Annotated in this window: 30 protein-coding genes and 1 pseudogene; 11 read left to right on the forward strand and 20 right to left on the reverse strand. The window is 67.5% G+C overall.

Annotated features, from left to right (window positions below; all coding sequences use genetic code 11):
* The first annotated feature begins 100 nt into the window (after positions 1-100).
* Together SACCYDRAFT_RS11920 and SACCYDRAFT_RS25810 are read left to right on the forward strand one after the other, a co-directional pair.
* Positions 101-517 carry a YciI family protein gene (locus tag SACCYDRAFT_RS11920; protein WP_005456430.1) on the forward strand — a complete coding sequence of 139 codons (417 nt, stop codon included), beginning with the start codon at positions 101-103 and terminating at the stop codon, positions 515-517.
* Between the two features lie 30 nt (positions 518-547).
* Positions 548-1,057, forward strand: a pseudogene (locus tag SACCYDRAFT_RS25810) (RNA polymerase sigma factor); the annotation flags it as partial.
* 10 nt (positions 1,058-1,067) lie between these two features.
* On the opposite strand, the gene SACCYDRAFT_RS11930 reads toward SACCYDRAFT_RS25810, so the two are convergent.
* The 12 genes from SACCYDRAFT_RS11930 to SACCYDRAFT_RS11975 all read right to left on the reverse strand — a co-directional run bounded on the left by SACCYDRAFT_RS11930 (position 1,068) and on the right by SACCYDRAFT_RS11975 (position 11,227).
* Positions 1,068-1,985 (reverse strand): integrase core domain-containing protein, encoded by a 918-nt coding sequence (locus tag SACCYDRAFT_RS11930; protein ID WP_198284920.1) that lies wholly within the window; start codon positions 1,983-1,985, stop codon positions 1,068-1,070.
* Positions 1,986-2,002: 17 nt separating this feature from the next.
* Positions 2,003-2,320, reverse strand: coding sequence for a helix-turn-helix domain-containing protein (locus tag SACCYDRAFT_RS11935; protein WP_005456432.1), 318 nt, complete (start codon positions 2,318-2,320; stop codon positions 2,003-2,005).
* A gap of 104 nt (positions 2,321-2,424) precedes the next feature.
* Positions 2,425-2,577, reverse strand: coding sequence for a hypothetical protein (locus SACCYDRAFT_RS26615; protein WP_005438234.1), 153 nt, complete (start codon positions 2,575-2,577; stop codon positions 2,425-2,427).
* A gap of 24 nt (positions 2,578-2,601) precedes the next feature.
* Entirely contained in the window at positions 2,602-2,832 is a 231-nt protein-coding gene (locus SACCYDRAFT_RS26340) for a hypothetical protein (RefSeq protein ID WP_157606499.1), read from the reverse strand.
* Between the two features lie 206 nt (positions 2,833-3,038).
* The gene (locus SACCYDRAFT_RS11940; RefSeq protein ID WP_005456434.1) at positions 3,039-4,457 is read right to left on the reverse strand and encodes an NADH-quinone oxidoreductase subunit N; all 1,419 of its coding nucleotides are present in this window, start codon (positions 4,455-4,457) and stop codon (positions 3,039-3,041) included.
* Position 4,458: 1 nt separating this feature from the next.
* A complete protein-coding gene (locus SACCYDRAFT_RS11945) occupies positions 4,459-5,952 on the reverse strand; it encodes a complex I subunit 4 family protein (RefSeq protein ID WP_043537235.1) in 1,494 nt (497 codons plus the stop codon).
* Between the two features lie 25 nt (positions 5,953-5,977).
* Complete coding sequence (locus SACCYDRAFT_RS11950) at positions 5,978-7,825, reverse strand: proton-conducting transporter transmembrane domain-containing protein (RefSeq protein WP_005456438.1); 1,848 nt, start codon at positions 7,823-7,825, stop codon at positions 5,978-5,980.
* A 5-nt stretch (positions 7,826-7,830) separates the two neighbouring features.
* Positions 7,831-8,136 (reverse strand): NADH-quinone oxidoreductase subunit NuoK, encoded by a 306-nt coding sequence (locus SACCYDRAFT_RS11955; RefSeq protein ID WP_005438241.1) that lies wholly within the window; start codon positions 8,134-8,136, stop codon positions 7,831-7,833.
* On the reverse strand, positions 8,133-8,696 hold the full coding sequence (locus SACCYDRAFT_RS11960; protein ID WP_005456439.1) for an NADH-quinone oxidoreductase subunit J: 564 nt from the start codon (positions 8,694-8,696) through the stop codon (positions 8,133-8,135). Before SACCYDRAFT_RS11960 ends, SACCYDRAFT_RS11955 begins: the two co-directional genes overlap by 4 nt.
* Before the next feature lie 17 nt (positions 8,697-8,713).
* Positions 8,714-9,658 carry an NADH-quinone oxidoreductase subunit H gene (locus SACCYDRAFT_RS11965; RefSeq protein ID WP_005456440.1) on the reverse strand — a complete coding sequence of 315 codons (945 nt, stop codon included), beginning with the start codon at positions 9,656-9,658 and terminating at the stop codon, positions 8,714-8,716.
* Complete coding sequence (locus SACCYDRAFT_RS11970; protein WP_005456441.1) at positions 9,651-10,889, reverse strand: DUF4779 domain-containing protein; 1,239 nt, start codon at positions 10,887-10,889, stop codon at positions 9,651-9,653. The genes SACCYDRAFT_RS11965 and SACCYDRAFT_RS11970 overlap by 8 nt, the downstream gene beginning before the upstream one ends.
* Complete coding sequence (locus SACCYDRAFT_RS11975) at positions 10,880-11,227, reverse strand: NADH-quinone oxidoreductase subunit A (RefSeq protein ID WP_005456442.1); 348 nt, start codon at positions 11,225-11,227, stop codon at positions 10,880-10,882. The genes SACCYDRAFT_RS11970 and SACCYDRAFT_RS11975 overlap by 10 nt, the downstream gene beginning before the upstream one ends.
* A gap of 260 nt (positions 11,228-11,487) precedes the next feature.
* On the opposite strand from SACCYDRAFT_RS11975, the gene SACCYDRAFT_RS11980 reads away from it, so the two are divergent.
* Entirely contained in the window at positions 11,488-11,778 is a 291-nt protein-coding gene (locus SACCYDRAFT_RS11980; protein WP_040927630.1) for a hypothetical protein, read from the forward strand.
* A gap of 97 nt (positions 11,779-11,875) precedes the next feature.
* Here the strand turns inward: SACCYDRAFT_RS11980 and SACCYDRAFT_RS11985 are convergent, their stop codons facing one another.
* The 3 genes from SACCYDRAFT_RS11985 to SACCYDRAFT_RS11995 form a co-directional block, all read right to left on the reverse strand.
* Positions 11,876-12,472, reverse strand: a complete 597-nt coding sequence (locus SACCYDRAFT_RS11985) for a DUF305 domain-containing protein (RefSeq protein WP_005456444.1) — start codon at positions 12,470-12,472, stop codon at positions 11,876-11,878.
* A gap of 101 nt (positions 12,473-12,573) precedes the next feature.
* On the reverse strand, positions 12,574-13,179 hold the full coding sequence (locus SACCYDRAFT_RS11990) for a DUF305 domain-containing protein (protein ID WP_005456446.1): 606 nt from the start codon (positions 13,177-13,179) through the stop codon (positions 12,574-12,576).
* An 84-nt stretch (positions 13,180-13,263) separates the two neighbouring features.
* Entirely contained in the window at positions 13,264-13,662 is a 399-nt protein-coding gene (locus tag SACCYDRAFT_RS11995) for a DUF6153 family protein (RefSeq protein WP_005456448.1), read from the reverse strand.
* Positions 13,663-14,467: 805 nt separating this feature from the next.
* On the opposite strand from SACCYDRAFT_RS11995, the gene SACCYDRAFT_RS12000 reads away from it, so the two are divergent.
* The 8 genes from SACCYDRAFT_RS12000 (at position 14,468) to SACCYDRAFT_RS12035 (ending at position 21,871) form a co-directional block, all read left to right on the forward strand.
* A complete protein-coding gene (locus SACCYDRAFT_RS12000) occupies positions 14,468-14,725 on the forward strand; it encodes an SHOCT domain-containing protein (RefSeq protein ID WP_005456450.1) in 258 nt (85 codons plus the stop codon).
* On the forward strand, positions 14,722-15,399 hold the full coding sequence (locus tag SACCYDRAFT_RS12005) for a hypothetical protein (protein ID WP_005456451.1): 678 nt from the start codon (positions 14,722-14,724) through the stop codon (positions 15,397-15,399). The genes SACCYDRAFT_RS12000 and SACCYDRAFT_RS12005 overlap by 4 nt, the downstream gene beginning before the upstream one ends.
* Positions 15,400-15,484: 85 nt before the next feature.
* Positions 15,485-17,434 carry a heavy metal translocating P-type ATPase gene (locus SACCYDRAFT_RS12010; RefSeq protein WP_232283822.1) on the forward strand — a complete coding sequence of 650 codons (1,950 nt, stop codon included), beginning with the start codon at positions 15,485-15,487 and terminating at the stop codon, positions 17,432-17,434.
* A gap of 94 nt (positions 17,435-17,528) precedes the next feature.
* A complete protein-coding gene (locus SACCYDRAFT_RS12015; protein WP_005456456.1) occupies positions 17,529-18,014 on the forward strand; it encodes a hypothetical protein in 486 nt (161 codons plus the stop codon).
* 461 nt (positions 18,015-18,475) lie between these two features.
* Positions 18,476-19,207 (forward strand): ABC transporter substrate-binding protein, encoded by a 732-nt coding sequence (locus SACCYDRAFT_RS12020; protein ID WP_232283823.1) that lies wholly within the window; start codon positions 18,476-18,478, stop codon positions 19,205-19,207.
* A gap of 8 nt (positions 19,208-19,215) precedes the next feature.
* Positions 19,216-19,863, forward strand: a complete 648-nt coding sequence (locus SACCYDRAFT_RS12025; protein ID WP_005456458.1) for an amino acid ABC transporter permease — start codon at positions 19,216-19,218, stop codon at positions 19,861-19,863.
* Positions 19,860-20,672 carry an amino acid ABC transporter ATP-binding protein gene (locus tag SACCYDRAFT_RS12030; RefSeq protein WP_005456459.1) on the forward strand — a complete coding sequence of 271 codons (813 nt, stop codon included), beginning with the start codon at positions 19,860-19,862 and terminating at the stop codon, positions 20,670-20,672. Before SACCYDRAFT_RS12025 ends, SACCYDRAFT_RS12030 begins: the two co-directional genes overlap by 4 nt.
* The gene (locus SACCYDRAFT_RS12035) at positions 20,669-21,871 is read left to right on the forward strand and encodes an aminotransferase class V-fold PLP-dependent enzyme (protein WP_005456460.1); all 1,203 of its coding nucleotides are present in this window, start codon (positions 20,669-20,671) and stop codon (positions 21,869-21,871) included. The genes SACCYDRAFT_RS12030 and SACCYDRAFT_RS12035 overlap by 4 nt, the downstream gene beginning before the upstream one ends.
* A gap of 169 nt (positions 21,872-22,040) precedes the next feature.
* On the opposite strand, the gene SACCYDRAFT_RS12040 is transcribed toward SACCYDRAFT_RS12035, so the two are convergent.
* The 5 genes from SACCYDRAFT_RS12040 to SACCYDRAFT_RS12065 all read right to left on the reverse strand — a co-directional run bounded on the left by SACCYDRAFT_RS12040 (position 22,041) and on the right by SACCYDRAFT_RS12065 (position 26,889).
* A complete protein-coding gene (locus SACCYDRAFT_RS12040) occupies positions 22,041-22,994 on the reverse strand; it encodes a M56 family metallopeptidase (RefSeq protein ID WP_005456461.1) in 954 nt (317 codons plus the stop codon).
* A 404-nt stretch (positions 22,995-23,398) separates the two neighbouring features.
* Positions 23,399-23,974, reverse strand: a complete 576-nt coding sequence (locus SACCYDRAFT_RS12045) for a DUF305 domain-containing protein (RefSeq protein ID WP_005456463.1) — start codon at positions 23,972-23,974, stop codon at positions 23,399-23,401.
* A 74-nt stretch (positions 23,975-24,048) separates the two neighbouring features.
* Entirely contained in the window at positions 24,049-24,456 is a 408-nt protein-coding gene (locus tag SACCYDRAFT_RS12055) for a hypothetical protein (RefSeq protein ID WP_005456464.1), read from the reverse strand.
* Positions 24,457-24,505: 49 nt separating this feature from the next.
* Positions 24,506-25,768, reverse strand: coding sequence for an MDR family MFS transporter (locus SACCYDRAFT_RS12060; protein WP_005456465.1), 1,263 nt, complete (start codon positions 25,766-25,768; stop codon positions 24,506-24,508).
* The gene (locus tag SACCYDRAFT_RS12065) at positions 25,765-26,889 is read right to left on the reverse strand and encodes a PLP-dependent cysteine synthase family protein (protein ID WP_005456466.1); all 1,125 of its coding nucleotides are present in this window, start codon (positions 26,887-26,889) and stop codon (positions 25,765-25,767) included. The genes SACCYDRAFT_RS12060 and SACCYDRAFT_RS12065 overlap by 4 nt, the downstream gene beginning before the upstream one ends.
* Positions 26,890-26,923: the final 34 nt, after the last annotated feature.

Genomic DNA, 26,923 nt, shown 5'->3' on the forward strand with positions numbered 1-26,923 from the left:
GAAAAAACTTCGGAGAAGGTGTCGAAAAGACGGGCGCCCGTTCGACGGGAATACGAAAGGACGGGCACCAAGCCCACCCACAGCGGAAAGGACACCCACCATGCGCTACCTGATGTTCGTCAAGGCGGACGAGCGTTCCGAGGCCGGCGAGATGCCCACCGAGAAGGAACTGACCGACATGACCGCCTACAACGAAAAGCTCGTGAAGGCAGGTGTGATGCTCGACGGCAACGGCCTGGCGCCCAGCTCCGACGGCGCCCGCGTCACCTTCGACGAGAACAACACACCCACCGTCATCGACGGCCCCTTCGCCGAGACCAAGGAACTCGTCGCAGGCTACTGGGTCATCGAGGTCTCCTCCCGCGAAGAAGCCGTCGAGTGGGCCCGCCGCGCCCCGCTCGGCCCCGGCGGCCAGATCGAGATCCGCCGCGTGTTCACCGAGGAGGACTTCGGCGACGCGCTCACCCCCGAGGTGAGGGAGGCCGAAGCACGCATGCGGGAGAAGCTGTCGCACTGACGACGCCGAGCGCCGACCGAAGCGGCGCACCTGGTTGGATACACGAACGTGGACACAACCGAGGTGCGCCGCACCGTCGACGCGGTGTGGCGAATCGAATCCGCCCGCATCATCGCCTCTCTCGCGAGCTGGACCCACGACCTCGGAATGGCTGAGGAACTGGCCCAGGACGCCCTCGTCTCCGCCCTGGAACAGTGGCCGAACTCCGGCGTACCGACCAACCCCGCCGCATGGCTGCAGACCGTGGCCAAACGCCGCGCCATCGACGAACTACGCAGGCGCACACGACTCGAACACAAAATCGACGAACTCGGCCGGGAGACCCCCACCCACACCGAGCCCGAACTCCCCGGCCTCGACGGCGACATCACCGACGACATGCTGCGGCTGGTCTTCACCGCCTGCCACCCCGTGCTCTCCACCGAAGCCCGCGTCGCGCTGACCCTGCGCCTCGTCGGCGGCCTCACCACCGCCGAGATCGCCCACGCCTTCCTCGTCCCCGAACCCACCATGGCCCAGCGCATCACCCGCGCGAAGAAAATGTCCCGCGTCAAGAATCTGGCTCAGTTTTCTTGGATGAAAGTTGTGCTTGTTGATCTTGCTGGTGGATCTCGATCGGTCGTTGCATGCCGAGTGCCTCGTGGGGGCGGATGTGGTTGAACACGTGCCGGTAGCGCTCGGCCTCGGCGGCGAGGGTCTGCCCGTCGTCGATCTCCATCCGGTAGAGGTGCTCGTACTTCAGCGATCCGAATGCCCGTTCCCGCACGCCGTTCTGGCCGGGTGAGCGACGCCGAGTGCGGATGTGGAGCAGCTCGGGGCGAGAGGCGATGAACGCGGCGAACCTGCTGCCTTTGAAGGCGCCACCGTTGTCGGTGACCACCTTGATCCGCTTGATGTGCCCGGTCTCGGGGTTGGTGAGCTGCTCGGCCAACGGCACGCCACCGGCCAGCCGCTCGGCCTCGGCGATCGCGATCCGGACGGCGAGCTCGGCATCGGCGGCGTTGCAGGTGGTCGCGAGGTGCCAGCCGAACTCGTACTTCGAGTAGTAGTCCGCGCACCCGGCGATCCGCCAGATCCCACCACGGGTGGTCTCGAACTCAGAGAAATCCAGCTGCCACACCTGATTCGGCCCCGTAGGCGGCTCGGCGAACGCAGCCTTACGGGCCTTGGCTAGCTCTCGTCGTTCAGCCTGATATTTCGTGGACTGCAACAGATTCCGCCGCCGCATCGCCCGCTCCACGGTCGAAACGGACACCTCGTGTCCATCGGCGCGCATCAATGCGTGGATCTTGCGGTGTCCCCACGCCGGCCAGGCCTGGGCATACTTCTCCACGACCGGCTCGAACGCCTCGACCGCCGGTGCCGGCCATGGGCCCTTCGGCGGGTTCCCGGCGCGCTGTTTGCTGATCCAGCGGGTATAGGTGCGGCGCGGGATGCCGATCAAGGCCGTGAACCTCGAGACCGGCATCGCCGCGTCTTGGCGAATCACCTCGAGGTCCTCGAAGGGGCCAGCCGCTCCGCGGAGCGCTTCCACACCCGCAGCTCGACATGCGCCTCGCCCAGTGCCGTGGTCAACTCGTCGATCTGGGCCTGCAACTGCTCCTCACGACTCGAGGGACCGGCCTTACCGCCCTCGGCAACCCCGGCCCGGCCGCCCTCGAGGAACTGGGCCTTCCACCGCGACACCGACTGCTCCGAGACCTTGTTCCGCCGAGCGGCCTCGGCGATCGTCATCTCCCCGGACAGCACGCTCAGCACGATCCGGATCTTGTCCTCCACCGGGAACACCGGGGGACGGCTCATCGTCATACCTCCTGCTCAGGAACCTACATAACCCCTGAGCCACAAAGTCTGACGCGCGACATGGTCGGTCAAGCATTCTGGCCCTACTGGTCCAGCCTGATCGGCTAGCGGGGACACAGGATGCGCAGCATGTACGCCCCACCCCGCCACCACAGCCAGCTCACCTTGCGACTGTGGTCGCCTCCTGTCTGCCGCTGCCAGATCATCCCGGGCTTGACGGCCAGAGTCTCGACAGTGACGGGGTGGTAGCCGAGCATTCCGTGACGACCGATGCAGGTGCCTCACGGAGTGGCTGACAGATCGTGGCGGTGCGGGCATCGATGTTGGGCAGGCCAAGGTTGCACAGCCACAGGCATATTGGTCGCGATGGTCATGTTGGAGCGGTTTCCGAGGTAGTCGAGCAACACGCCGGCAAAGGGCTGCGGAACCGATGTCGGTGGGTCGCCAAGGTGGATGAGAACCTGGTCCTCGCCGCGCAGTACGTCATCGGTGGTCAGCCGCGCGATCTTCACCAGGGTTGGGCGTAGAGCAAGATCAGCAGCGCAACCACCCGGCCCGAGGCCGGGATGGTGCCCTCGGATCCCCTCCTTCTACACCCTGCTCGTCGACAAGGTCGCTGACGACGAGATACGCCGCGACACCCGCTGACCAGCGCGTGCACGGCTGAGAGTTGTTTTTTCGGCGCCTGCTACCGGGAGGCCAGAGACGTGGGGCATCGTCACGGCAGCAGAGTGAGCGGGTGGCCGAGCGGGGCGAGGACGAGCCCCGCGAGCGGCCCGAGCGCCAGTGACACGGCGGCCGCGACCGCGGCGGCGCCGGCGGCTCCGTGGTTGGTCGGCAGCGTGAGGGGTTCGGGGCGCACGGCGGGCGCGATCCAGCGCAGGTAGTAGAACAGGCTCGCGACGGTGTTGGCGATGGCGACGGCCACGAGCCAACCGAACCCCGCGTCGAACGCGGCGGTGAACACGGTGAGCTTGCCGGCGAACACGCCGGTGGGTGGGGTGCCGACGAGCCCGAGCAGGCACACCACGAGGCTGATCGCCAACCAGGGGTGGCGCCGCACGAGCCCGCGATAGTCGGTCAGGGTCTCGGCGTTGGGCAGTGCCGCCACGACCGCGAACGCGCCCAGGTTCGTCACGGCGTAGGCGGTGAGGTAGAGCAGCAGGCTCGGCAACGCGAGGGTGGACGCGCCGGCGGCGGCGACCGCCATGAGCAGGTAGCCCACCTGGCTGATCGTCGAGTACGCGAGCAGTCTGCGGACGTTGTCCTGGAAGAAGGCGGCGAGGTTGCCCAGCGTCATCGTGGCGGCCGCGACCACGGCCACGAGCAGCGGCCAGTTCAGCGCCGTCGGCGCGAGCACGGCCGCGACGAGGCGGTACACCGCCACCAGTGCACCGATCTTGGGAATCGTGGTGACGAGCGCCGACACCGGGGGACGGGCGCCCTGCGTGACGTCGGGTACCCAGAAGTGCACGGGTACCGCGCCCGCCTTGAACATCGGCCCGGCCAGCACCAGGACGGCACCGGCGGCGACGGCTGCGGCGGGTGTCGTGGGCAGGGTCTCAGCCAGTCGGGCGTAGCCGGTGGAGCCGCCGACGCCGAACACGGCCATCACCCCGAACAGCATCACCGTTCCGGCGAGTGCGCTCAGGAGGTAGTACTTCATGGTCGCCTCGGTGCCGGGGGAGTCCTTCGCGAACCCGGTGAGCGCGTAGAGGGGCACGCTCGCCAGCAGGAAGGCGGCGACGAGCAGCAGCAGGTCGTTCGCGCCGGCGAGCACGATGGTGCCGAGCGCGGACAGCAGCAGCAACACCACGAACTCGCTTTTCCGTGCGTGGCCACGGAACTCGCCCGAGATCGCCAGTACCAGCAGCACCGATACCAGCACCACGATGCGCACCACAGCCGTGGCCACATCGAGCGCGTAGGCGCCCTCGAACACCGTCGTGCCGCCGTTCGGCCAGCCCACCACGGTGGCGACGACACCGGCGACGCACACCACACCCGCCAACGCGTCCACGAGCCACTGGGAGCGCCGGGGCAGATACGAGCCCAGCAGCAGCCCGCACACGGCACCGCCGGTGAGGAACAACTCCGGCAGGATCAGACTCAGGTCGGCGAGCATCGTGCGGGGCATGTCAGCGGCTCACCAGCGTTCCGACGACCCGGGCGGCGGGCTCGATCACGTCCAGCAGGAACCGGGGAAATACTCCGATGAGGACGGCCAGTGCCAGCAGCGGCACGATGGCGGCCGCCTCGGCGCCCGCGAGGTCGGCCATGTCACCTTTACCGGTTGCACGCGCCGGTCCGAGGAAGACCCGCTGCAGGGCGCGCAGGAACAGGGCCGCGGTGACAAGGATGCCGACGACAGCCAGTGCCGTGGCGACCGGGACAGGGCCCAACGCGCCCGTGAAGATCTGGAACTCCGCGATGAACCCGGAGAATCCGGGCAGTCCGAGGGATGCGAACGCGGCGACGGCGGTGACCCGGGCGAACCAGGGCGTGCGCGCCGCGAGGCCCCCGTAGGCGTCCATGTCGTAGGTGCGGCCGCGTTCGTAAAGTACCCCGGTGAGCAGGAACAGCGCTCCGGTGATGAGCCCGTGGCTCACCATCTGTGTGACGGCACCGGTCACCGCGAGGTCGTGTGCCTGCGCGTCCGACGTCGCGACGAGCCCGGCCGCCCCAAAAGCCAGCAGGATGTAGCCCATGTGGTTCACCGACGTGTAGGCGACCATCCGTTTGAGGTCGTTCTGTCCCAACGCGACGAACGCCCCGTACAGCACACCGGCTACACCGATGGCGACGATGGCCGGTGAGTAGTCGCGCCAGGTGCCCGGCAGGATCGGCATTGCGATCCGCACGAACCCGTAGGTGCCGAGCTTCAGCAGCACCCCGGCGAGGATGGCCGAGCCCGCAGCGGGTGCCTCGGTGTGCGCGGGAGGCAGCCAGGTGTGAAACGGCACCGTCGGTGTCTTCACGGCCAGGCCCACCAGGATCGCCAGCAGCACCAGCACGCTGAAGATTCCTCCGCCCGCGAGCGGATTTTGCGCGGTCAGGGCCACGATGTCGAAGGTGTGGGGGTCGGAGGCCACGTACAGGCCGATGAAGCCGAGTAGCAGCGCCAGCGAGCCGAGGAACGTGTAAAGGAAGAACATCAGTGCTGCGCGCGCCGCACCGCGGTGTCCCCAGAGCGCGATCACGAAGTACATGCCCACGATGGACAGGTCGAAGAAGACGAAGAACAGGATGAGATCCAGGGAGACGAACACCCCTAGGCACACCGTCTGCAAGAACAAGAACAGCGCCGCGAATGCCCGCATCCGGTGGGTTTGGCGCAGCGAGTACAGCGCGCAGGCGAGAAACAGTACCGCCGTGAGCGCCACCAGCGGCAGACTCAGCCCGTCGACCCCGATGTGGTATCCCGCACTCACGGTCGGAATCCAGCGCTGGTTCACCTCGTAGGCGAATCCGGATGGCCCCGGCGCGAACCCGATCCACAGCGCCACCACCAACGCGAGATCTGCCGCGGTGGTCGCGATCCAGACCGAGCGCACCACCCTGTCACTCACCCGTGGCATGGCCACGAGCCCGGCCGCGACCGCGAGCGGCAGGAACACCACGACGCTGAGCACGTTCACCTCACCTTCTCGACCCTGGTCACAACACGATCAGCAACACGACCAGCGCCGTGAGCAGGACGGCGATCTCGGCGTAGTACTGGTGGAGCTGCCCTGTCTGCGGACGGCGCGCGAGGTGGCCGAGCCGCCGAACACCACCGGCGACTCCGCGCACGGCGCCGCCCACCACCGGTTCCCAGCGCAGCGTCGTCATGCGGGCCAGCCGCAACCCGAGCGCGGCCGTCCCGTGCACGGCACCGGCCACCACCTGGTCGTCGAATCGAGCGAGTACCTGCCCCGTTGCCACGGCGGGACGGGCGATCCGTTCGCGCGCGAATGCTTCCAGACCCAGCCAGCGCAGCAGCCCGTCCTGTTCCGGCACGTCACCACGGAGGCGGACCACGGCGACGGCGGCAGCGGCGGCGGCCAGCGCCACGGCGGCGGAGACGGCGGCCTCCCACCATTCCGGGGTGGCTTCCCGGCCGTGGGACACCAGCCTGGCGAACGCCGACCACACGTCGGGCACCGCGAGCACGCCGAGCAGCGCGGCCCCGGACGCCAGTGGCGGCAGCACCACGCTCTGCGCCCGTCTGACGTGGCGCGTGCCTGGGTGCTCGGTGTCGAACCGCGGTTCCGCCGTGGGCGGCGACCACACCAACGTCACTGCCCGCATCGCGTAGGCGGCACTCAGCGCGGCAGCGGCGAGACCGACGAGATACAGCGCCGGTGCGGACGGCACTGTGGCCGTGAGCACCTGGTCCTTCGTCGCCCACAACGACAATGGGGGCAGCCCGGCGAGCGTCACCGCGCCCACGGTGAACGTGGTTCCTACCACCGGGTAGCGCCGTGCCACGCCCGTCAGATCCGGCAGGTGCTTGGTGCCGAGTGCCATCAGCCACGCCCCGGCCGTCAGGAACAGCAAGCTCTTGGTGAGCGCATGTGCCACGAGCTGCGCGCTGCCAGCCGCCACGCCACCCGTTCCGGCTGCCAGCACCATGAAACCCACCTGCGAACACGTCGACGCGGCGAGCAACTGCTTGAGGTCGGTCTGCACCACCGCGACTGCACCCAGAGCCAGCGCCGTGACCGCGCCCAACCATGCGACGAGCGGGGACGCCCAGGGGGTGGCCGCGAGCAGTGGCTCCAGCCGCAGCAGCAGGTACGCCCCAGCCGCCACCATCGTGGCCGAATGCAGCAGCGCCGAGGTGGAACTGGGGCCGTCCATTGCGCGGGCCAGCCAGAAACTGAACGGCAGTTGTGCCGACTTCCCCGCCGCGGCAAGGATCACGCCCCCGGCCACGACGTCCCGCCAGCCGTCCGGCAGTCCTGCGAGCGCGTCTAGCGTGAGACCGCTCGCCCCACCCGCGAGCGCGGCGCCCGCCGCCACGTAGAGGCCGAGATCGGCCGCCCGGGTGACGAGGAACGCCACGGTGCCCGACGCGGCGCGCCGGCGCTGGCGCCAGTGGAACCCGATGAGCGCGTACGACATCGCGCTCATGACCTCCCACGCCATGAGCAGCGTGACGAGCGTGGTGGCCGTGACTGTCAGCAGCATCGCGCTCGCGAACACGAGCATCAGCCCGTGGTAGCGCGCCTGCGCCTCGCCCGCGCCGAACTCGCCCGCCGCGAACACGAGCACGGCGAGCGTCACCACCGCGACGGTCACCACGAGGACCGCCGAGAGCCCGTCCACCCGCAGCCCGAACGTGATGCCGCGCAGGTAGGGCACCGACATCGCCGGGCGGATGATCGCGACCGCGATCGACATCCCCAGCGTCACCACGGACGTCGCGATCGACACCACCGCAGCATGATGGTCGGCCCGATGGCCGGCCACCAGCAGCGCGACGCCAACGACGAGTGGCAGCCCGAAGAGTGACCACAGCATGCCCGTCAGTCCTTCAGGTCGGCGGCCATGTCGGTCATGTCCACGTCACGGGCCCGCAGCAGCGCCGTGGCCACGGCGAACCCGGCTGCCATCTCGATGGCCATCGCGGTCACCGCGACCGCCACGAGCACCTGGCCGTCCGGCCGGACCGGCGAGGTGAAGTACCAGAACCCGGCACCGCCGACGAGCACGCCGTTGATCATCAGTTCCAGGCCCATCATCACCATGACGATGGACTGCTGGGACAGCGCGCCGTACACCCCGACGCTGAACAGCGCCGCCGCCAGCAGCAGGTAGTCCTGCAGCGTCATCGGCCGACACCTCCCCGCACGGGGTCACGCGGTCGAGTGCGGTCCAGCCGGTCGCCGAAGCGGTCGTAGCGTCCCCGGTGGGTCGACAGCACGACGGTGACAACTATCGCGGCGAACAACGCCAGCCCGAGCACCATCATCACGAGCATCTTCGAGCCCATGAGCGCCTCACCCAGCTGCCTCGTGGTGTCGGGCGGTGGTGAGGCCTGCGACGTGGGCCAGTCGATGAGGTAGATGCCCACCACAAGCAAGGCGAACGTACCGACGGCGATCCCCAGTGAGCCCTTCGGGTTGTGCACCATGCTCATGGGCATCAACCCGGCCGGATTCATCATGTACATCACCATGAAGACCACCATGATGAGCATTTCCATGATCATCATGAGGATGACGAGCACACCCAGATAGGTCAGGTGGACCAGCAGCAACGCCAGTCCCGCGAACACGAACGACGCGAGCAGCGAGAACGTGGCCCTGGCCATGGAATCCACTCGGAACACCAGGATTCCGGTGATGACGGCACCGGCCGCGCACAGCCAGAACGCGATCTGTGTCCACATCGGTCCACCTCCTCATGTCACGATGTGCGGGCCAGGACGACCACGGCCACGACCAGAGCCTGCAGCAGAGTGAGCGGTATCAGGACGATCCACGACAGTTCCTCGAACCGCTCCATGCGGATGGTGGGCAGCCGACGGCTCACCCACACCAGGACCGCGAGTACCGCCACGGTCTTCACAAGCGACCACAGCCAGCCGGGGAGTACCGGGCCGAGGCCGCCACCGAGGAACAGCGGCACGGACATCGCCGCGCCGGACACGAGCAGCAGCCAGCGACCGGCGCCGAACACCAGCCGGTCCGCGCCGGACATCTCGACGGCCGCCCCTCCGGCGATGTCACGGCCAAGTGGCGCGTCGAACGGCGGGAAGAACGCCATCATGAGCACTGAGATGAGGAACACGACGAACGCGACTGGCATCCAGACGGCGAACCACAGGTTCTGCTGTGCCGTCACGATGTCGCTCACCCGGAGCGAACCGGCGCCGATCGCCGCGGTGGTGAGCACGAACATGTGCGGCAGTTCGTAGGCCAGTCCCTGCGCCAGGAACCGGTACCCGCCGATGAGCCCGTACGCGGAGTTGCCGCCCCAGCCCGCCAGCCACACCGCCGCCCAGGCGACGACTTCCATCGCGTTGAACCACACGATGCCGACGGCGCTGTCCCCGACAGCCCAATTCCCCAGGGGCGTGACGAGAGACGCGAGCAGGGCCGCCGCGACCAGCGTGACGCCCGCGCCCCGCCACAGCAGTGTGTCAGCTGCCAGGGTGCGTCGTCGTTGCTGCACGAGCAGGCCCGCTGTCTCCCGCAGTGGCGAGGTGACGGTCGCACTGAACCGGGTCGTATCCGAGGTCCCGGCCGCGCGGGCGGCAAGGTGCGCGTCGAATGCGGCGGCCGCCAGCGCCAGCACACCCAGCACCACGGGCAGGAGGAACGCGCCGGGCCACCCGATCGCCTCAACCATGAGCGACCTCGGCGGTCACGGTATCGAGGTCGGGATCGAGACTGGCCACCAGCAGCCGGGCCAGGGCGAACTCCGTCCCCGTGAGGAGGCCAGGCAGCGCGTCGAGCGTCCATCTGGCCTCACGCGCACGGTCGTCCTCATCGGACGGCGTAACGGTGCCGGTGAGTGCTCGCTCGGCGTCGTCGAGCCACTGGTGTAACCGGGCGAGCGTGTCGCCGCGTAGACCCGGCGGGGTCGAGGGCACATCAGGCGTGACGCCGACCCCCGTCAGGGACCAGCGCAGGACACGCGAGCGGCGGACGCGCCGCGCCCATGCCGAGAGCATCGGGGCTATGTTCTCCGGCCGCACCGACCAGCCGCCGGGCAGTATCTCGTCGCGAAACCGGCGGGCGGTGGCCGCGGCGTCGGCCCAGCCCGCGACCGACAGGAGGCGGGCGCACGAGTCGAGGCGCCGAGCGGCCATCAGGTAGGTGTCACCGGTCCAGAACGGATGGAGGTACGGGTCACGCCCACAGCCCACGGTCTCGACGGTCGCGTCCTGGATGGTGTCACCCTGCAGGGTGCTGTGCACGACGAGCCCGGCGGGCCAGTTCGGCAGCACCGGGCCGAGCGGCAGATGCACCCGGTCGAGGGTGAGCCCGTCCCGGTCCTCGCCCCGATCGGCCATCGCGACGTTGCCGGGCATGTCCATGCCACCCATGTCGTGACCCATGTCGTGGTGCTGGTGACCGCCGTCGCCGTTCTCGTCTTTGTTCTGGCTCTCGTTCTCGTGCTGGTGCCCGGCGTGCTGGTGCCCGTTGTCGGCGCCGGCCTCGTTGTCCTCGTGCCCGCCGTCCTCGTGGCTCTCGTGATTCTGGTGTCCCTGCTGCTCATGGCCGATGTCATGACCCTCGGGCGGTGCGTCGTCGGCCTGGTGGCGCTGGAGACCGGTGTCCCGGAGGGTGGCGACCACTTCATTCACTGCGGACGGTGCGGCCGCCGCGGAGTCGATCTGTGCCCGCGCGCGTGGCCGAGGGAGCTGCGCCCACACCGCTTCCACATACGGCCCCAGGTCGTCGTCGAGCGGGCCCGCGATGAGCAGGAGATTCGCCTCGGCGGGACTCGCCGCCTCGTGCCAGCCGCGCTCACGCAGCACCCGTTCGACGGCGAGCCGGGCAGCGGTGCCGCCCGGTGTGGCCGTCACCAACGGCCGGGGCGGCGTGTGGCGCAACAACCACCCGGTCAGGCCCATCGCAGTGCCCCCTCACGCCACGCGTAGACGACACCCGCGAAAAGGATCGCGAGGAACACGAACATCTCCACGACCGCCGACGTGCCCTTCTCCGCGACGACCAGCGTCCACGGGTACATGAACACCATCTCCATGTCGAAGATGAGGTAGATCATCGAGACGGTGTACCAACGGACGTGGTACCGCGACACTGCATGCTCGGTAGGCGGGTGTCCGGAGAGGAACGGGTAGACGTCAGCCCTGGTGCCGCTCAGACGGGCGGCGAAAGCGATGCCGTAGAGACCGGCGACACCCACCAACGTCACAGCCAGCAAGACGAGCGCACCGGTGACGGTCATGCGCTACTCCCTCGGCCGACATGCAATACCAGGCACGGGTATTCCCCGTCAGTGGCGGAAGTATTCACGATCCGTGTGTTACCCGTGGCCGCTGCGCAACACCGCGGCCTCACTGTCGGCGAGCCGGAGGAGTCCGAGTCGGTCACCGGCTCTGGCGTGCATGCCACCGTGTCGGGGCGACCCAGCCTGCTGACCGACGCCAGGGCCGACCTGTCGGCAGTGGCGTCGGCACCGACATCGCCGTCGAACCGGCCGACATCGTGCTGCTGCACGACCAGGTCGGTGCCGTGCTGGATGCCCGCGACATCAGCGACCGCGCCTATCGGCACGCCCGCGGCAACATTGCCCTGGCGTTTCTGTTCAACGGCATCGGCGTCCCGCTCGCCACGACCGGCCTGGTGTACCCGGTCTGGGCGATGGTCGCCATGGCAGCCTCGGTCACCACTATCTTCGTCAACTCCGTGGGTACGCGCCCCTCCCTGCTTCTCCAGGCCATCGTCGGTGTCGGACGGCAGCGAATCGAGGACCCGAAGAATGCAGTGCGGCAGTAACGCCGGCAGGCTGCCACCTGGTCTGAGACCGCTCGACGCCGGCCAGTTTGTGCGATGAGTAGCTTGGCATGACTACGCGGTTTGTGCTCCGTGTGTCCTACTGCCCCAGTAGTGCCGTCATCTCTTCGATCTCCTTGCTCTGCCGGTCGACGATGTCTTGGGCGTACATCGACGTCAGGGTGTCGCTGCCGTTGCGGAGTTGCGCTTGTGCGATGTCGACGGCGCCTTGGTGATGTTCGATCATGGTTTGCAGCCACAGCGTGTCGAATGCCGGGCCCGTGCTCTGCTGGAGTTGCTGGAATGTCTCCTCGGGCATGAGGTGAGAGTGGTCGTGTTCGCCGCTCGCGCCGCCCGGTGTGACTGTTTCGTCCCACAACTTCAGTTGTGCCAGCAGTCCGTTCTTTTCGGGGTTCTGAGTGTCCTTGATGCGCTGCGCGAGGTCTTTCACCTCGGGGCTGGCCGCGCGTTCCAGCGCGAGTTCGGCGACCACGACGGCCTGTTCGTGGTGCGGGATCATGTCTTGGGCGAACTCGATGTCGCTGCGATTGTGATCGCTGTCGGCTACCGCCGTGGTGGGGGCTGTGCTCGGCGGGGCAGTCGAGGTGGTGGTGTCGGTCTCGCCTGTGCCACCGCATGCCGCGGTGAGGACGAGGAGCAGAGCCAGCGAGGGCAGGACACGATGTGTGCGCGGCAAGGGAGGGTCCTTCGCGTCGGGATGTCGTCGTAAGACCGGGCCTGCGGACTCACCCGGTAGGTGGGTTCGCAGGCCCGGAAGTGATGTGTTGTGGAACGCGCTCAGCCTTCCAGCAGTGATCGCATCTCGTTGATCTCTGCTTCCTGAGCGTCGATGATCTGCTGGGCGAGTTCCTTCACCTCGGGGTTGCTGCCCTCGTCCAGCACTGTTTCGGACATGTCAACGGCGCCCTGGTGGTGCTCGATCATCAACTCCAGGAACAGCCGGTCGAACTCGGCGCCGTTGGCCTGTTCGAGTTTCTTCATGTCCTCGGCACCCATTCCGGGCATCTCATGCCCCATGTCGCCGTGGTCCATCCCGGGCATGTCGTTGTTGACGCCCCAGGCGTCGAGCCAGCCGTTCAACTGGTCGATCTCGGGTCCCTGTGCTTGTTTGATGCGCTCGGCGAGATCGAGGATGTCGGGGTTGTCGGTGCGGCCCTCAGTGAGGTCGGCCATCTCGATGGCGCCCTCGTGGTGGGGGATCATTCCCTGGACGAAGGTCACGTCCGCCTGGTTGTGAGTGGCCTGTTCAGCTGACGCGCTTGTGCTGGGCTGGGAGCCGGCGTTATTGGCGGTGTCCGTGCCGTCGCTGCCTCCAGTGCATCCGGCGGCGAGCGCCGCGGCTACCGCGGTGACGAGGGCAGCGTAAGTCAAGGACTTCTTCATGGTGATTGTTTCCTCTGTGTAGGTAGGTCGATTGTGTTGCCGGGACGCCGCGCGAGCTCGATGAACTCGCCCGACGTGGTGACATCACAGCCGCAGCACACAGAGGTCGTAGGCGAACCCGTCCGGGGTAGGTAGGGGGCTCGGGGGAGCACGCCCACCACCGGTCCGGTCGGCGAGGGGCCTGGGTCTGGTGACGGTGTCCCGGAATCGGCGGATGAGCCGGACGGTGATCAGCAGGACGATCGAGCCGACGAGCACGGCGAAGCACAGATGGGCCAGTACCGATGAGCCTTCGTGCGAGGGTGCTGAGGAGTCATCGTGCCCGGCGGTGTCGTGCTCGGTGGTGACCTGCTGGACAGTGGCCGAGGGGTCGCCGTGCTCGATGTGCTGGTTCACGACGTGGTGCATGATGACCAGCCCGAGCAACACGGAACAGACCAGCAACCAGCGCAGTATCGCGCCCCGGCGTCTGGGGTCGGTCACCGTGACTCTCCATCACCACGATCGTTCGTCGCCATTCGACCAAGCGTACAAGCACGCCGACCCGATTCTCTCTGCCCGTGCTCGGTCGCATGAGCCTGGTCACCGGAACTGCGGGCGCACGGTGAAGTTATGGCCACCATCCTGGGACACATGAACGCTGCCTTCGGTGGTGACGTGGGAGATCGGAGGCGCTGTCCGCCGTGAGCGCTTGAGGAGCCTGGCACTTCAGTCGGTGAGGAGGTTCCCGCGCAGCGCCGCGAGGAGGGGACCGGTGAGGAGCCCGACGCCGAGTGACGCGGTGGCGGCGAGGTAGGCGGTCGCGGTGTTGGTGTGTCGTGCTCCGGGCGCGTATGGCGGGGGAAATCCAGCAGAGGTAGTAGAAGAGGCTGGCGACAGTGTTCACGGCGGCGAGCACGACCAAACATGTGAGGCCGGCGTCGAATGCGGCGGTGAACACTGTGAGCTTGCCGGCGAAGACACCCCTCGGTGTGGTGTGCCGACCAGCCCGAGCAGACACACCACGAGCGTGAGCAACAACCAGGGATGGTGTCTGTGGAGGCCTGCGTAGTCGGCGAGGGCTCGGCCTGCGGAAACGCGCACACGACAGCGAATGCTGGACCCGTTCCCGCTTCGGTGGACACGCAGACCACTGCGGGCGCGGCGTGGCCGTGGCCGTTCGTGCGTCACCACATCACATGCCGGGCAGGTATTCGTTCTTGGTCCCCATCAAAGGGACGAATGTCTCTAGTTCTGAGGGTCGCGGCGCTGAACGTTAGGTACCGCAGGTTGTCGAAGGGTGGTCGCGATGATGTGGGGTTACGGGCCCGGCGCGGCGTGGTGGATGATGGTCATGCCGGTGATCTGGCTCGTGCTGATTGGCTTGATCGTCTGGGCCGTTGTTGCGTTGACCCGGGGCGGATTCCGGGGGCGTGACAACCGAGACCGTCCGGAGACCCCCGAGGACATCCTGCAGCGGCGGTTCGCCGCTGGCGAGATCGATGCGGACGCCTACCGGCAGGCGCGGGAAACATTGGCCGAACGGCATCGGGAACCCCCGCGATGACCGTACTGCGCGACCGTTGGCTGCCACTGTCCGTGTTGGTCCTCGCCATCGCAGCCTTGGTCGCCTCGCTTGTCTGGGTTGTCGGCGGCACGGGCGTGGGTGGGTCGGTCAATGGGCCCGGCTATGGGGGAATGCCGATGATGTCTGGTCACGGCGGGATGATGTCAGGCGCACCAGGACACGGACCCGTGCGGTCTCTCGACGATGCGCGCCGCGCCGCCGACCAGTTCGGGCAGCAACGCGGACTGCGTACTGGGGAGGTCATGCAGTTCAGCAACGGCTACTACGCCGAGCTCCTGGATTCACAAAGCCGCGGCGCCACCGAGGTCCTGATTGATCCTGCCAGTGGTTTCACTCAACTGGAAATGGGCCCGGCAATGATGTGGAACACCGCCTACGGGATGACGCGCACCACGCCGCAATCCAGTCCGCCATCGGTGACACCCGACCAAGCGCTGCGGATCGCGGATCAATGGCTGACTCAAAACCGCCCCGGGCTCCACGCCGCTGACGCCACCGCATTCCCCGGCTACTACACCCTGCACACTCTCCGCGATAACCAGATCGTCGGAATGATCTCGGTGAACGCGCACGCCTCAGCAGCCTGGTATCACACCTGGCACGGGCAGTTCGTGGCCATGCAGGAAGCTGCCACATCCGGCATGCCCCGGTAGAAGCCCTGGCCAGCACAGAGCCTCCCTGGAGGCTTGTCGGAGCGCGCGACCTTCCGGGCCAGGAACAGCTACACAGCGAACCCGGTTGCTTGCGCTGCCCGAAGTGCGATGGGCGGCTGCGGCGCTGGTGCTGTTCCTGGCCGGGCTGGCAGTCCAGCTGCTCGGTGGGCCGTCGTGGTTCTGGTGGGCGCTGTACCTGGCCTGCTATGTGACCGGCGGGTGGGAGCCGGCTCTGGCAGGGTTGAAAGCCCTCCGCGAGAAGACGCTGGATGTGGACCTGTTGATGGTCGCCGCCGCGGTCGGGGCTGCCTCGATCGGACAGGGGATAGACGGCGGGCTACTGATCGTCATCTTCGCCACCTCGGGCGCGCTGGAGGCGCTGGCCACCGCGCGGACTGAAGACGCTGTGCGGGGGCTGCTGGGCTTGGCGCCGGACACCGCGACCCGGCTTACCGGCGACGGTGGCGAGGAGAGCGTGCAGGCCGCTGACCTGGAGGTCGAGGATCTGATTCTGGTCCGGCCGGGCGAGCGGATTGCCGCCGACGGTGCCGTGGTGGCCGGGGCGAGCGAGGTCGACCAGGCCACGATCACCGGGGAGCCGCTGCCGGTGGACAAGACCACCGGCGACGAAGTGTTCGCCGGCACCTTGAACGGCACGGGGTCGCTGAGAGTGCGGGTGAACCGGCGCGCCGAGGACTCCGTAGTGGCCCGGATCGCCACCATGGTGGAGCAGGCCAGCCAGACCAAGGCCAAGACCCAGCTGTTCATCGAGAAGATCGAGCAACGCTACTCGGTGGGCATGGTCGCGGCCACCATTGCCGTGTTCGTGATCCCGCTGTTGCTGGGCGAGGCACTGCAGGAGTCGCTGCTGCGGGCGATGACGTTCATGATCGTTGCCTCGCCCTGCGCCGTGGTACTGGCCACCATGCCGCCACTCCTGGCGGCCATCGCCAACGCCGGACGCCATGGTGTGCTGGTCAAGTCCGCAGTGGTGATGGAACAACTGGGCGCCGCCACGCGGGTCGCCTTCGACAAGACCGGCACGCTCACCCACGGCACTCCAGAACTCACCGAGATCTGCCCGCTGCGCGGTACCCGATTCACCGAAGAGCAGCTGCTGCGGCTGGCCGCCGCCGCTGAACATCCCAGCGAGCATCCGCTCGCTGCCGCGATCGTGCGTGCTGCGCGTCACCGTGGCCTTGATCTGCCCTCCGCCGACGAGTTTTCCGCCCGGCCCGGCCGGGGGGTCGCCGCTCTGATTGAGGACCACTTCATCCAGGTCGGCTCTCCCGCCGCGCTGCTCCCCACTATCGACGGCACGGCCGACACCGCGGCGGCCACCGCCGCCGTCGAGGAACTCCAGCAGCGCGGGCACACCGCCGTGGTCGTGCTCTGCGAGCGCCGCCCGATCGGCGTCCTCGGCATCACCGACCAGGTGCGGGCCGAAGCCGCCCCCACCGTCGCTGCAGTGACCCGGTTGACCGGCGCCGACCCCGTGCTGCTCACCGGCGACAATGCCGCCGCCGCCGTCCGGCTCGCGCAGCAGGTCGGTATCACCGACGTGCGCGCCGAGCTGCTGCCCGACGACAAGGTCACCGCCGTCCGCGAACTCGAAACGGATGAGCAGCGAGTGGCCGTGGTCGGTGATGGCATCAACGACGCTCCGGCCCTGGCCGCCGCGCACACCGGGATCGCGATGGGCGGAGCGGGCTCCGACCTAACCCTGCAGACCGCCGACGCCGTCGTGGTCCGCGACGACCTCACCGCCATCCCCACCGTCATCGCCCTGTCCCGCCGCGCCCGCCGTGTCGTGATCGCCAACCTCATCATCGCCGCCACCTTCATCATCGGCCTCGTCCTCTGGGACCTCATCGGCACCCTTCCACTCGCGCTCGGCGTGGCCGGGCACAAAAGCTCCACCGTCATCGTCGGGCTCAACGGTCTGCGCCTGCTGCGCCGCGCCGCCTGGGGCCGCGCAAGCCAACCGGTGCAGTCGACCAATGCGGCTGGTAGCCGGTCGCGGAAGGCGGTGTAGTCGCGACAGGCCGGCGCATCTCGCGCCTGCCCGGTGGCCGCCGGTGTACTATCAACCATAGTAGTTTTGGCCACAGTGAAGATGAGAGGGCGCGGTGAGGCAGTTGCAGCACGTCGACAACGCCGCCGACGAGCAGGTGCGGGACGCAGCCGACATGCGGTCGTGGCGGTGGGGTAGGGGAGTCGGAGCGGCGCTGCTGAGCGCCGTCGTCGTGGGTGTGCCGACCGATGTGATCGACACCGACTGGTTCACCAGGATGACCCCGGTGCGCTGGTGGGAGTACCCTGCTCTGGTCCTGACGGTCTTGCTGACCGGACTGTGGTTCGCGATCGTTCCTCAGGTCGCGAACGCCCGTGGCCGGACACGGGTCCTGGGCTCTTCGCTGCTCTCAGCGTTCGCCGTGGGATGCCCGGTCTGCAACAAGCTCGTCATCGGCGTGCTCGGGGTCTCCGGTGCGCTGGGAGTGTGGGCACCCATCCAGCCGGTCCTCGCGGTGATCTCGCTGTCCGCGCTTCTCGTGGCCGTGGTCATACGGTGGCGTGGGCGTATGTGCGCGACCGGAGGTTGCCGGCCTACTTGAACGGCCGCGCGTGGATTCACCGCTCCGAAATGTCCACCGCTGCTACACCTTCTGGGTGCTGGGAGACGTAGCCTGCCGTCCGTGGCGCTGTCATAGACGGTACGGCTGCGCCAGCCGACAGTCTCCGTAGTGACAACGCATTCGAACAGCCGAAAGTGTGCTGTTTTCCGGCCGTTCCTGTCTGGCGCGCGAGCTGTCATTTCCGAAAAGCCCTCATGTGGACCATTGACTCTATACCCCACCCCGGCATAGTGTTCCGTCACTCGATCGAGTGACGGAAAGCACGACCGAACCGGCGAATGAACGGGCGGCCTTCGGGCTGCACCGTCTTGCCGCGGCTTTGCCGCCGAGAGGGAGGTCAAGGAATGTCACAAGTCGGGCGAATGCGAAGGGGTCTCGCACTCCTGCTCACCACGGCCAGCGCCGTTCTCGTGGGTTGCTCAGGCGGGGGATCCACCGATGTGTTGGCGGACGTGCGTGACAGTGGCACTTTGCGGGTCGCGCTGACCCAGGCTAACCCGCCGTGGAACTTCTTGGACGACGGCAAGCCTGCGGGTTACGACGTTGACGTCGCGCATGAGGTGGCCCGCCGGATCGGGGTGGACAACGTCGAATTCGTGGCGTCGAACTTCCAGAGCTTCATCGAGGGCGTTCGAGCGGGGCGCTTCGACATTGTGATCTCCGGTCAGACGATCACCGAGGAGCGCAAGCAGCAGGTTGGATTCTCCAGGCCGTACCAAGTCAACGGTGTGGCGATCTTTGTTCCCAACGACGACCGTGGCATCGTTTCACTGTCCGATCTGGAGGGCAAGGTGGTGGCCGTGTCTGCCGGCACCACCCAGGAGCAGTTCGCCAGGGAGGAGATTCCGGGCGCGCAGGTCAAGACCTACCAAAATGCGACCTTGGGCCTGACCGATCTCGCCCGAGGCAATGCCGATGCGATGTTGGTCTCCCGCTTTCAGGGCAGCTACCTGGCCGAGCAAAACGACTTGGCGGTCAAGCCGGTGGGCAAGCTGCTGGAAAGCGAAGTCAACGGGATGTCCTTCCGCAAGGGCTCGCCCGAGTTCAGGAAAGAGGTTGACGCCGCGATCGCGGGCATGATCGCCGACGGCACGTTGAGTCGCATCTCGCGGCAATGGCTCGGGCTGGACATGGTGCCGGAGCTGAAAGCCTTACCGTCGGAGCAAGGCTAAGGGCAGCCATGGACATGCTGGTCGATTCATTCCCGATGTTGATCAAGGGCTTGGGCGTGACGCTGCTGCTCGGGGTGGTGTCGTTCGTGCTCGGCTCCGTGCTGGGCGCCCTCGTCGCTCTAGCCCGCATCTCGGATTTCCGAGTGCTCAGGGGTGTTGCGATCACGTTCGTGTCGGTGTTCCGAGGCACCCCGCTGCTGATCCAAATTATGATCATTTACTTCGGTCTGCCGCAGCTCGGGGTGCAACTCGAACCGATCCCGTCGGCGATTCTCGCGCTGAGCCTGTTCGCGGGGGCGTACCTCAGCGAGAACTTCCGCGGCGGTATCCTTGGTGTCGACAAAGGACAGTGGGAGGCCGCTTCCTCGATCGGGATGCCCTACTGGCGGACCTTCCGCCGGATCGTGTTCCCGCAAGCCATCAGGATCGCAACGCCCGCGGTGGGTGGGCGGTTCATCGCTTTGATGAAGGACACGTCGCTCGCCTCGGTCGTGACCGTTGTAGAGCTCACGCGAGTGGCGGAGAGCATCGGTAACGCGAACTTCCGGTACATGGAAGCGTTCCTGATGATCGGGGCGCTCTACTGGCTGATCAACACTTTGCTGTCCGTCGGGCAGGGAATGCTGGAGAGGCGAATGGGAAGGGCATACGCATGACCGCGGCCACGATCGAACTCACAGGCATCCACAAGGCCTTCGGCGATCTGGAGGTGCTGCGGGGCGTGGACCTCTCGGTGGAGCGCGGCGAGGTCGTCGTGCTCATGGGCCCGTCCGGGTCGGGCAAGACCACACTGGTGCGCTGCATGAACCTGTTGGAGGAACCTGATGCCGGCCACGTGCGGATCTGCGACTGCGCTTTCCAGTGCGGTGTGCGGCGGGACCGGCGCGGGCGGGCGAGGCTGATGCAGCAGGCCCGGCAGCGGACGGGCATGGTGTTCCAGCAGTTCAACCTGTTCCCGCATATGACGGCCCTGGAGAACGTAATCGAGGGGCCCCGGCAGGTGCGGAGGCTGCCGGGCGCCGAGGCCGTGTCCCTCGGCGAGCGGTTGCTCGACCGGGTCGGGCTGGCCGACAAGCGCGATGTGTATCCCTCACGGCTGTCGGGCGGCCAGAAGCAGCGGGTTGCCATCGCCAGGGCGCTGGCGATGGAGCCGCAGGTGGTCCTTTTCGACGAGCCGACATCGGCGCTCGACCCGGAACTGCATGCCGAGGTGCTCCAGGTCATCCGGGAGTTGGCCGCTGATGGGATGACGATGGTGATCGTCACCCACGAGACGCACTTCGCCCGTGACGTCGCCGATCGCATCGTGTTCATGGACGGTGGTGTCGTGGTCGAGGAGGCCGCGCCCGAGACCTTCTTCACCAGACCTGCCAAGGAACGGGTGCGCTCGTTCCTCCGGCTTGTCGATCATTCAGCACTGCCCACGGACGTTCCGGCCGCGCGGGTCGGTGAGGAGGTCATATGACGGCGACCGCGGTGCACACTTTCGACGTGGAGCGAGCGCGGCGGGAGACCCCGGGCTGCGAGAACGTCGTCCACCTCAACAACGCCGGTGCCGCCCTGATGCCGACGCCGGTGCTCGACCGCACCATCACGCACCTGAGGCTTGAGGCTCGTGTCGGCGGTTACGAAGCCGCAACGCTGGTCGCCGAGGAGATCAAGGACGTCTACGGTTCGGCGGCACGCCTGCTCGGCTGCCGTACCGACGAGATCGCCGTGGTCGACAGCGCGACCCGGGCGTGGGACATGGCGTTCTACTCCGTGCCGTTCCGTGCTGGTGATCGGATCCTGACAAGCGAGGCCGAGTACGCCAGCAACTTCATCGCCTACCTCCAGCTGGCGCAGCGCTACGACCTGCGGGTCGATGTCGTGCCCAACGACGAGTCCGGGCAGATCTCGGTGCCAAGACTTCGGGACCTGGTCGACGAGCGGGTACGGCTTATCTCGCTGACCCATGTCCCGACCAACGGTGGGCTGGTGAACCCCGCCGCCGAGGTGGGCAAGGTCGCCAGGGACACCGGTGTGCTGTACTTGCTGGACGCGTGCCAGTCGGCGGGACAGATGTCGCTCGATGTCGACGAAATCGGTTGCGACATGGTGTCTGTGACCGGCCGGAAGTACCTGCGCGGCCCCCGCGGCACGGGCCTGCTCTACGTCCGGCGGGAGGTGCTCGACGAGCTGGCGCCGCCGATGCTCGATCTGCACGCCGCCACATGGGTTGCTCGCGACGAGTACCGGATACGTCCCGATGCCCGTCGTTTCGAGTCGTGGGAGTGCAACTATGCGGCCAAACTCGGCCTCGGCGCGGCGATCGACTACGCCCTCGGGTGGGGACTGGACCGCATCCGAGGACGCGTATACGCGCTGGCCGACGAGCTCCGGCTGAGCCTGGCCCGGTTGCCCCAAGTCACGGTTCACGACGCGGGCGTCGAACGGTGCGGGATCGTGTCCTTCACGGTCGACGGCATCGCGCCAGCCGACGTGCAGGCCGCGCTCGGCGCACACGGGATCAACGTCAGCGTGTCCAGAACCCCCTCGACGAGACTGGACATGGAGAATCGCGGGCTCGAGGAGCTCGTGCGCGCGTCAGTGCACTACTACAACACCTGCGAGGAGCTCGCGACGCTCTGCGCCGCGGTACGCGACATCGGCTCCCGGCGTTAGCCGGGCTGTGATGGGCGCCGCGGTCCTCGTGCGGCCGCGGACAGACCGGCTCGCACTACGGGGTGAGCCGGTCGAGCCCGAAGGAGTCTTTCGCCGGTACGGCTCTCGGAGGGGGTATGCCGTTGTGGCTGCCGAGGCCATGGGCAAGGCGAGGTCGAGTCCGGTCGTGTCAGCCGCCGACTGGGCAGGCCAGCACCGCCAGGGCGAGCAGCAGCGACGGGCCGATCACAAACGGGACGGCGGTGGCCAGGGCTCCGGCCGCACCACAGGACAGCACTCTGCGGGCGCCCCCGGGCGCCTGCGCCACATGCTCCAGGCGAGCGAGCCGCACGCGGACCGTATCGCGTCCCATGGCCAGGGCCACGCTGGGCGCGTCGTGCCCGGAGACAGCCAGCAGCGCGGCACGGACGGCAGCGGGGCCGCACACTCGAGTTGCCGACATGTCCGCGGCCAGCTCCACGAGCTCGCGGATGGCTGCTGGCGCCTGCCGGAATAGCGGAATGAACGGCAGCGTGCGCCGCAGGCTGTCCATAACCGCGATCAATAGGTGATGACGCCCTCTCAGGTGAGCACGCTCGTGCGCCAGCACAGCGGTAACCGCGTCGGCGGGCAGGTGCCGGGTCAGGCCTTCCGTCGCGATGATCACGCCAGGCCGGCCGAGAAGGCTGAACGCCAGCGGCCGATCGTGCGCCAGCCAGAGCGTGTTCGGCGTGGCCGCATCCGGCCGCCCGGCCAATCGCAGCACCGAGAGCCGTTTGCGGCTTGCCCGCCGTAGCCGCAGCAGTTCGCGCGACGTGACGACAGCGCAGCGCACGACGACACTCCCAAGGAGGGCGGCACTGGTGATACCCAGCAGGTCCTCAAACCGTGGTGGGGAGCCGTGCTGCAAGGCTGCCAGACATCGGTTCAACGCCCACGTGAGGGAATCGGCAGGCCCGTGGCGAGGCGTCAAGAGGAGGACAACGCCCGCCGTCCCGGCTGCCGCGACACCTATGATCGACGCAAGCCAGGCGACGAGCAGGGACCGCGGGTCTCGGCGGCGGAGATCGACGCGTCGTAAGCCCTGGGGCACGAGCCATCCGGCCGTGATGGTTCCCACCAGCAGGGCCAAAGCCAGCGTCATTGCCCGTTGGCCTTCCAGGAGAGCGTGTTACGCATGTGCACGGTGTCGTGCTTGGACGCTGTGTGAAAGAAGCGCAACAGCGTTCCCTCAGGGCTGCCAGAACAGGTCTCTCCGGCTTCGGCGGGCCCGTCTGCGCCCCACAGCACGTTCATCATCGGGTGTCCCGCCCGCCGAGCCTGAACATCGCGCCTCCCGCCATCTTGCTAACGAGATCCCCTGTCAAAACGGCCTACTATCGATACTAGTGGTTTGGAAAGTGGCGACCGAGCTGTGCCGCCAGAACGGCGTGTGGCGGCCTTCTCCCGGCTGAACAACGGTTCGCAGTGGTAGAGACTTTCCACCCGCGGAAAGCCGACCGTGGGGCGGTACGGAAAGGTGTGCTTCCCGCACCGCCCATTGGCCGGTCAGTGAGGGAGAAATCCCACCATCTCGCGGATTTCAGCCTCTTGCGTCTCGATGATGCGCTGGGCGAGTGCCTTGGCGTCGGCGTCGCTGCCTTCCTCCAGCTCTGTCTTGGCCATCTCGATCGCGTCCTGATGATGCTGGACCATCATTTGCAGCCACATGACGTCGAACTCGGAGCCGGTCGCCTGTTCCAGTTGCCGCATCTCCTCGCCGCTCATCATCCCCGTCATATCGGACTTATCGCGCGCTGCAGACACGCCCCACTTCTTCAGTAACCCGGTCATCTGCTGGATCTCGGGATCCTGCGCGCCTGTGGTCCGCTCAGCGAGACTTTTCACATTCGGGTTGGTGGAGCGTTCCAGCGCCAGGTCTGCCATCTCGCCCGCCTGCTCGTGGTGCGGGATCATCTGCTGGGCGAAAGCAATGTCGCTGTCGTTGTGACTGCTCTGCTGGGCCTCGCCGGCCGCAGTCGGTGGCGTGTTCTGGTTCGAGTCCCCGGCGGACGTGTCGCCGGTGCCGCAGGCTGTGAGGGCGAGGAGGGCGGCCGCGCTCGCCCCGATGAGGTATTTCTTCATCGGTGGTCTTGGTTCCTTCTGTCTGCGTTGTCGGAAGACGATTGTCGTGAGCTCAGGGTGACAAGCCGTGACCTCTAAATACGCAGAATGCAGACGGATGTGAGCAGAGTTCTCCCCGTGAGCACGGATCTCTCGCGAGTCCGCGGGACCTGGGCGCAGCAGAGTAGGGCCGCTGCCAGACTGCGCGCATCCCGGAGTGCGGACCTCAGCCGCGAGGAGAGCAGGAGCAGAGGGCCAGCAGTGAACAGCACGGCGAGGCAGAAATGCAGTGCGTCGTGCGCCGGGTCGCTCGGCGTCGAGTCGGTGGACGACTGGCTGTGCCCTTCCGCTGCGCCGCCGGAGTGGGTGGTGTCGGCCACGTGGGCCTCTCCGGCTGCGGGCAGGTGGGATGTCGAGACGACGTGGTGCATGCCGAGCACTGCGAGAGCGAGTACGCACAACAGCAACCACTGCGGCACACTGCTGCGCGTACTCCTCCTCATGCCAGCCAGGATAGCGACGTCTCGATGCTGTTCTGCCGATGTGGCCCGGCTACCTCATCGGTTGCACGGCAGGTTCGACGGTCAGCTGGCGGTTGCGGTGAAGTAGGTGCAGCGCCAGCACGCAGCCCGCCCCGATGAGTGTCAGCCCGGCCCAGATCAGCTGTGGCCATCCGGCTTGGTGGGCCAGGCCGAACACGGTGCCGGTGAACAGGTTGCCCAGCAGGATGCCCACACCGATGACGGTGTTGTAGAAGCCGTAGTGGGTGGCGACGAGGTGGTTGCGGGACAGGCGCACGACCGTGTCCATCTCGAACGGGAACACCGCGATCGTGCCGAGCGCGAGCAGGGCCGCCGACAGCAATACGGCCACTCCGGCCAATACGGGCCCAACGGTGGCGGCGCCGGGGACGAGCAGGAGCGGGACGAACGCCACGGACAGCAGCATCATCCCGACGACGATGCTGCGGCCGGGCCCCCACCGCTTGCTGAACCACGCGGTCACCCTGAGCTGACCGGCAATCGCGACCGCGCCGGATACCACGAACAGCGACGTGACCAGGGCGGTGCTGCCTGCCTCGGATTCCACGATCGTCCGTGCCTGCAGCGGCAGCGCCAGATAGACCTGGAACGACAGTACGTACGAGCCGATCATCGCCAGGGAGAACAGAACGAACTGGCGGTTGGCGACGACCGTTCGCCATTCGGCGAGGACAGAACGGCGGTCTGGGCCGCGGTCGGCCGGGTGCTGTGGCAGCGCGCGTGCCTGCAGCACTGTCAGCGCGCCGAACACCGCGGCCGCCACGAGGCACGTGAGCCGGAAGTCCAGCGCGGTCAGGGACAGGCCGACGAGCGGGCCCAGCAGGATGCCGCCCTGGTAGAAGGCGTTGAACAGGGCGAAGGCCTCCACCCGGCGGTCTCCGGCGTCGGCGGCGAGGTAGGCGCGCACCGCGGGATTGAACAGGGCACCCGCGAAGCCGGTGGCCGCGGAGGCGATCACCAGGGCGGGCAGCGAGCTGACGATAGCCAGGAGCGCGAAACCGCCGGTGCGCAGCACGCACCCGGCGATGATCAGGGGCTTGTAGCCGAACCGGTCGGCGAGTGTTCCTCCGAGAAGGAACATGCCCTGCTGGGAGAAATTACGCACGCCGAGCACCAGGCCGACCGCCCACGCGGCCAGGCCGAGCGGTCCGGCGAGGTAGCCGGCCAGATAGGGCATCAGCATGTAGAAGCCGACGTTGATGCCGAACTGGTTGACCATCAACAGCTTGCTCGGCCGGTCGAACGTGCGGAACTGGCTCACGAGCTGGCTCATACGAGGGCCTCCTGCGCTGTCACGGGGTCGACGACGTGAGCGCACCGCGTCCAGTGCCGCACCACCTGTTCTGACGGGGTGCTGATCGTGTCGGGTTCGGAGGCCGGTGCCGGGCCGAGCAACTCGTGCTTGGCGCAGTAGTCGTCGTTGTAGATGGTGTCGAAGTAGCGGTGTGGGGCGTCGGGGAAGATCGCTGCGATCCGGGTGTCGGGGTCGTTGGTGCGGGCGGCCCAGCCGGCGACGAGCGCGACCGCTCCCACGCTCCAGCCACCGCTCGCGTAGTGGGTGGAGGCCAACCTCCGGCACGCCCACACGGCTTCTCTGGGGGCAACCCAGTGGACCTCGTCGAACGCGGGGTAGTCGACGTTGCGGGGGTAGATGCTGGAGCCGAGCCCGCGCATCAGCCGTGGGGCGGCCGGCTGACCGAAGATCGTGGAGCCCACGGTGTCGACGCCGACGAGCCGCAGGTGCGGGCAGAACTCCCGCAGCACCCGGGCGACCCCGGCCGAGTGCCCGCCAGTACCGACCGAGCAGACCAGGACGTCGATGCGGCCGAGCTGGCCGATGAGCTCCGTGGCGAGCGAGGCGTAGGCCTCGACATTGTCCGGATTCTGGTACTGGTCCGGGCACCACGAACCAGGTTCGGTCTGGAGCAGTTGCCGGACACGCTCACGCCGCGCCTCCTGCCAGCCACCGGTCGGGTGAGGCTGCGTGACGAGATCCACCCGGGCGTTGTGTGCGGCGAGCATGCGGCGCACGATCGGTTCCATGCCGGGATCGGTGACCAGCGTGACGGGGTGCCCGTGGACAATCCCGGCGAGGGCCAGGCCAAGGCCAAGAGTGCCGCTGGTCGATTCGACGATCATCGCACCGGGCGCGAGCTCGCCCCGTTCCCTGGCCCTTTTCACCATGTGCAAGGCGGGGCGGTCCTTCATACCGCCGGGGTTGGCGCCTTCCAACTTGGCCCAGAAACCGCGGCGGGAGCCGGTGAACGGTTCCCCGATCCACAGCACGGGCGTGTTACCGACGGCGTGCCCTGGTGAATGGCAGCGTGCGGCCGGGCTGAGGAGCTGGGCCGGTGACGAGGTCATCGGCGGTGTGCTGAGAAGCGTGTGGTTCATCCCTGTGTCGATCCTTCTCGAAAATGCGGCAAGA

Origin of the sequence: Saccharomonospora cyanea NA-134, from assembly GCF_000244975.1 — a bacterium.
In the GTDB taxonomy this organism is placed as follows: Bacteria; Actinomycetota; Actinomycetes; order Mycobacteriales; family Pseudonocardiaceae; genus Saccharomonospora; species Saccharomonospora cyanea.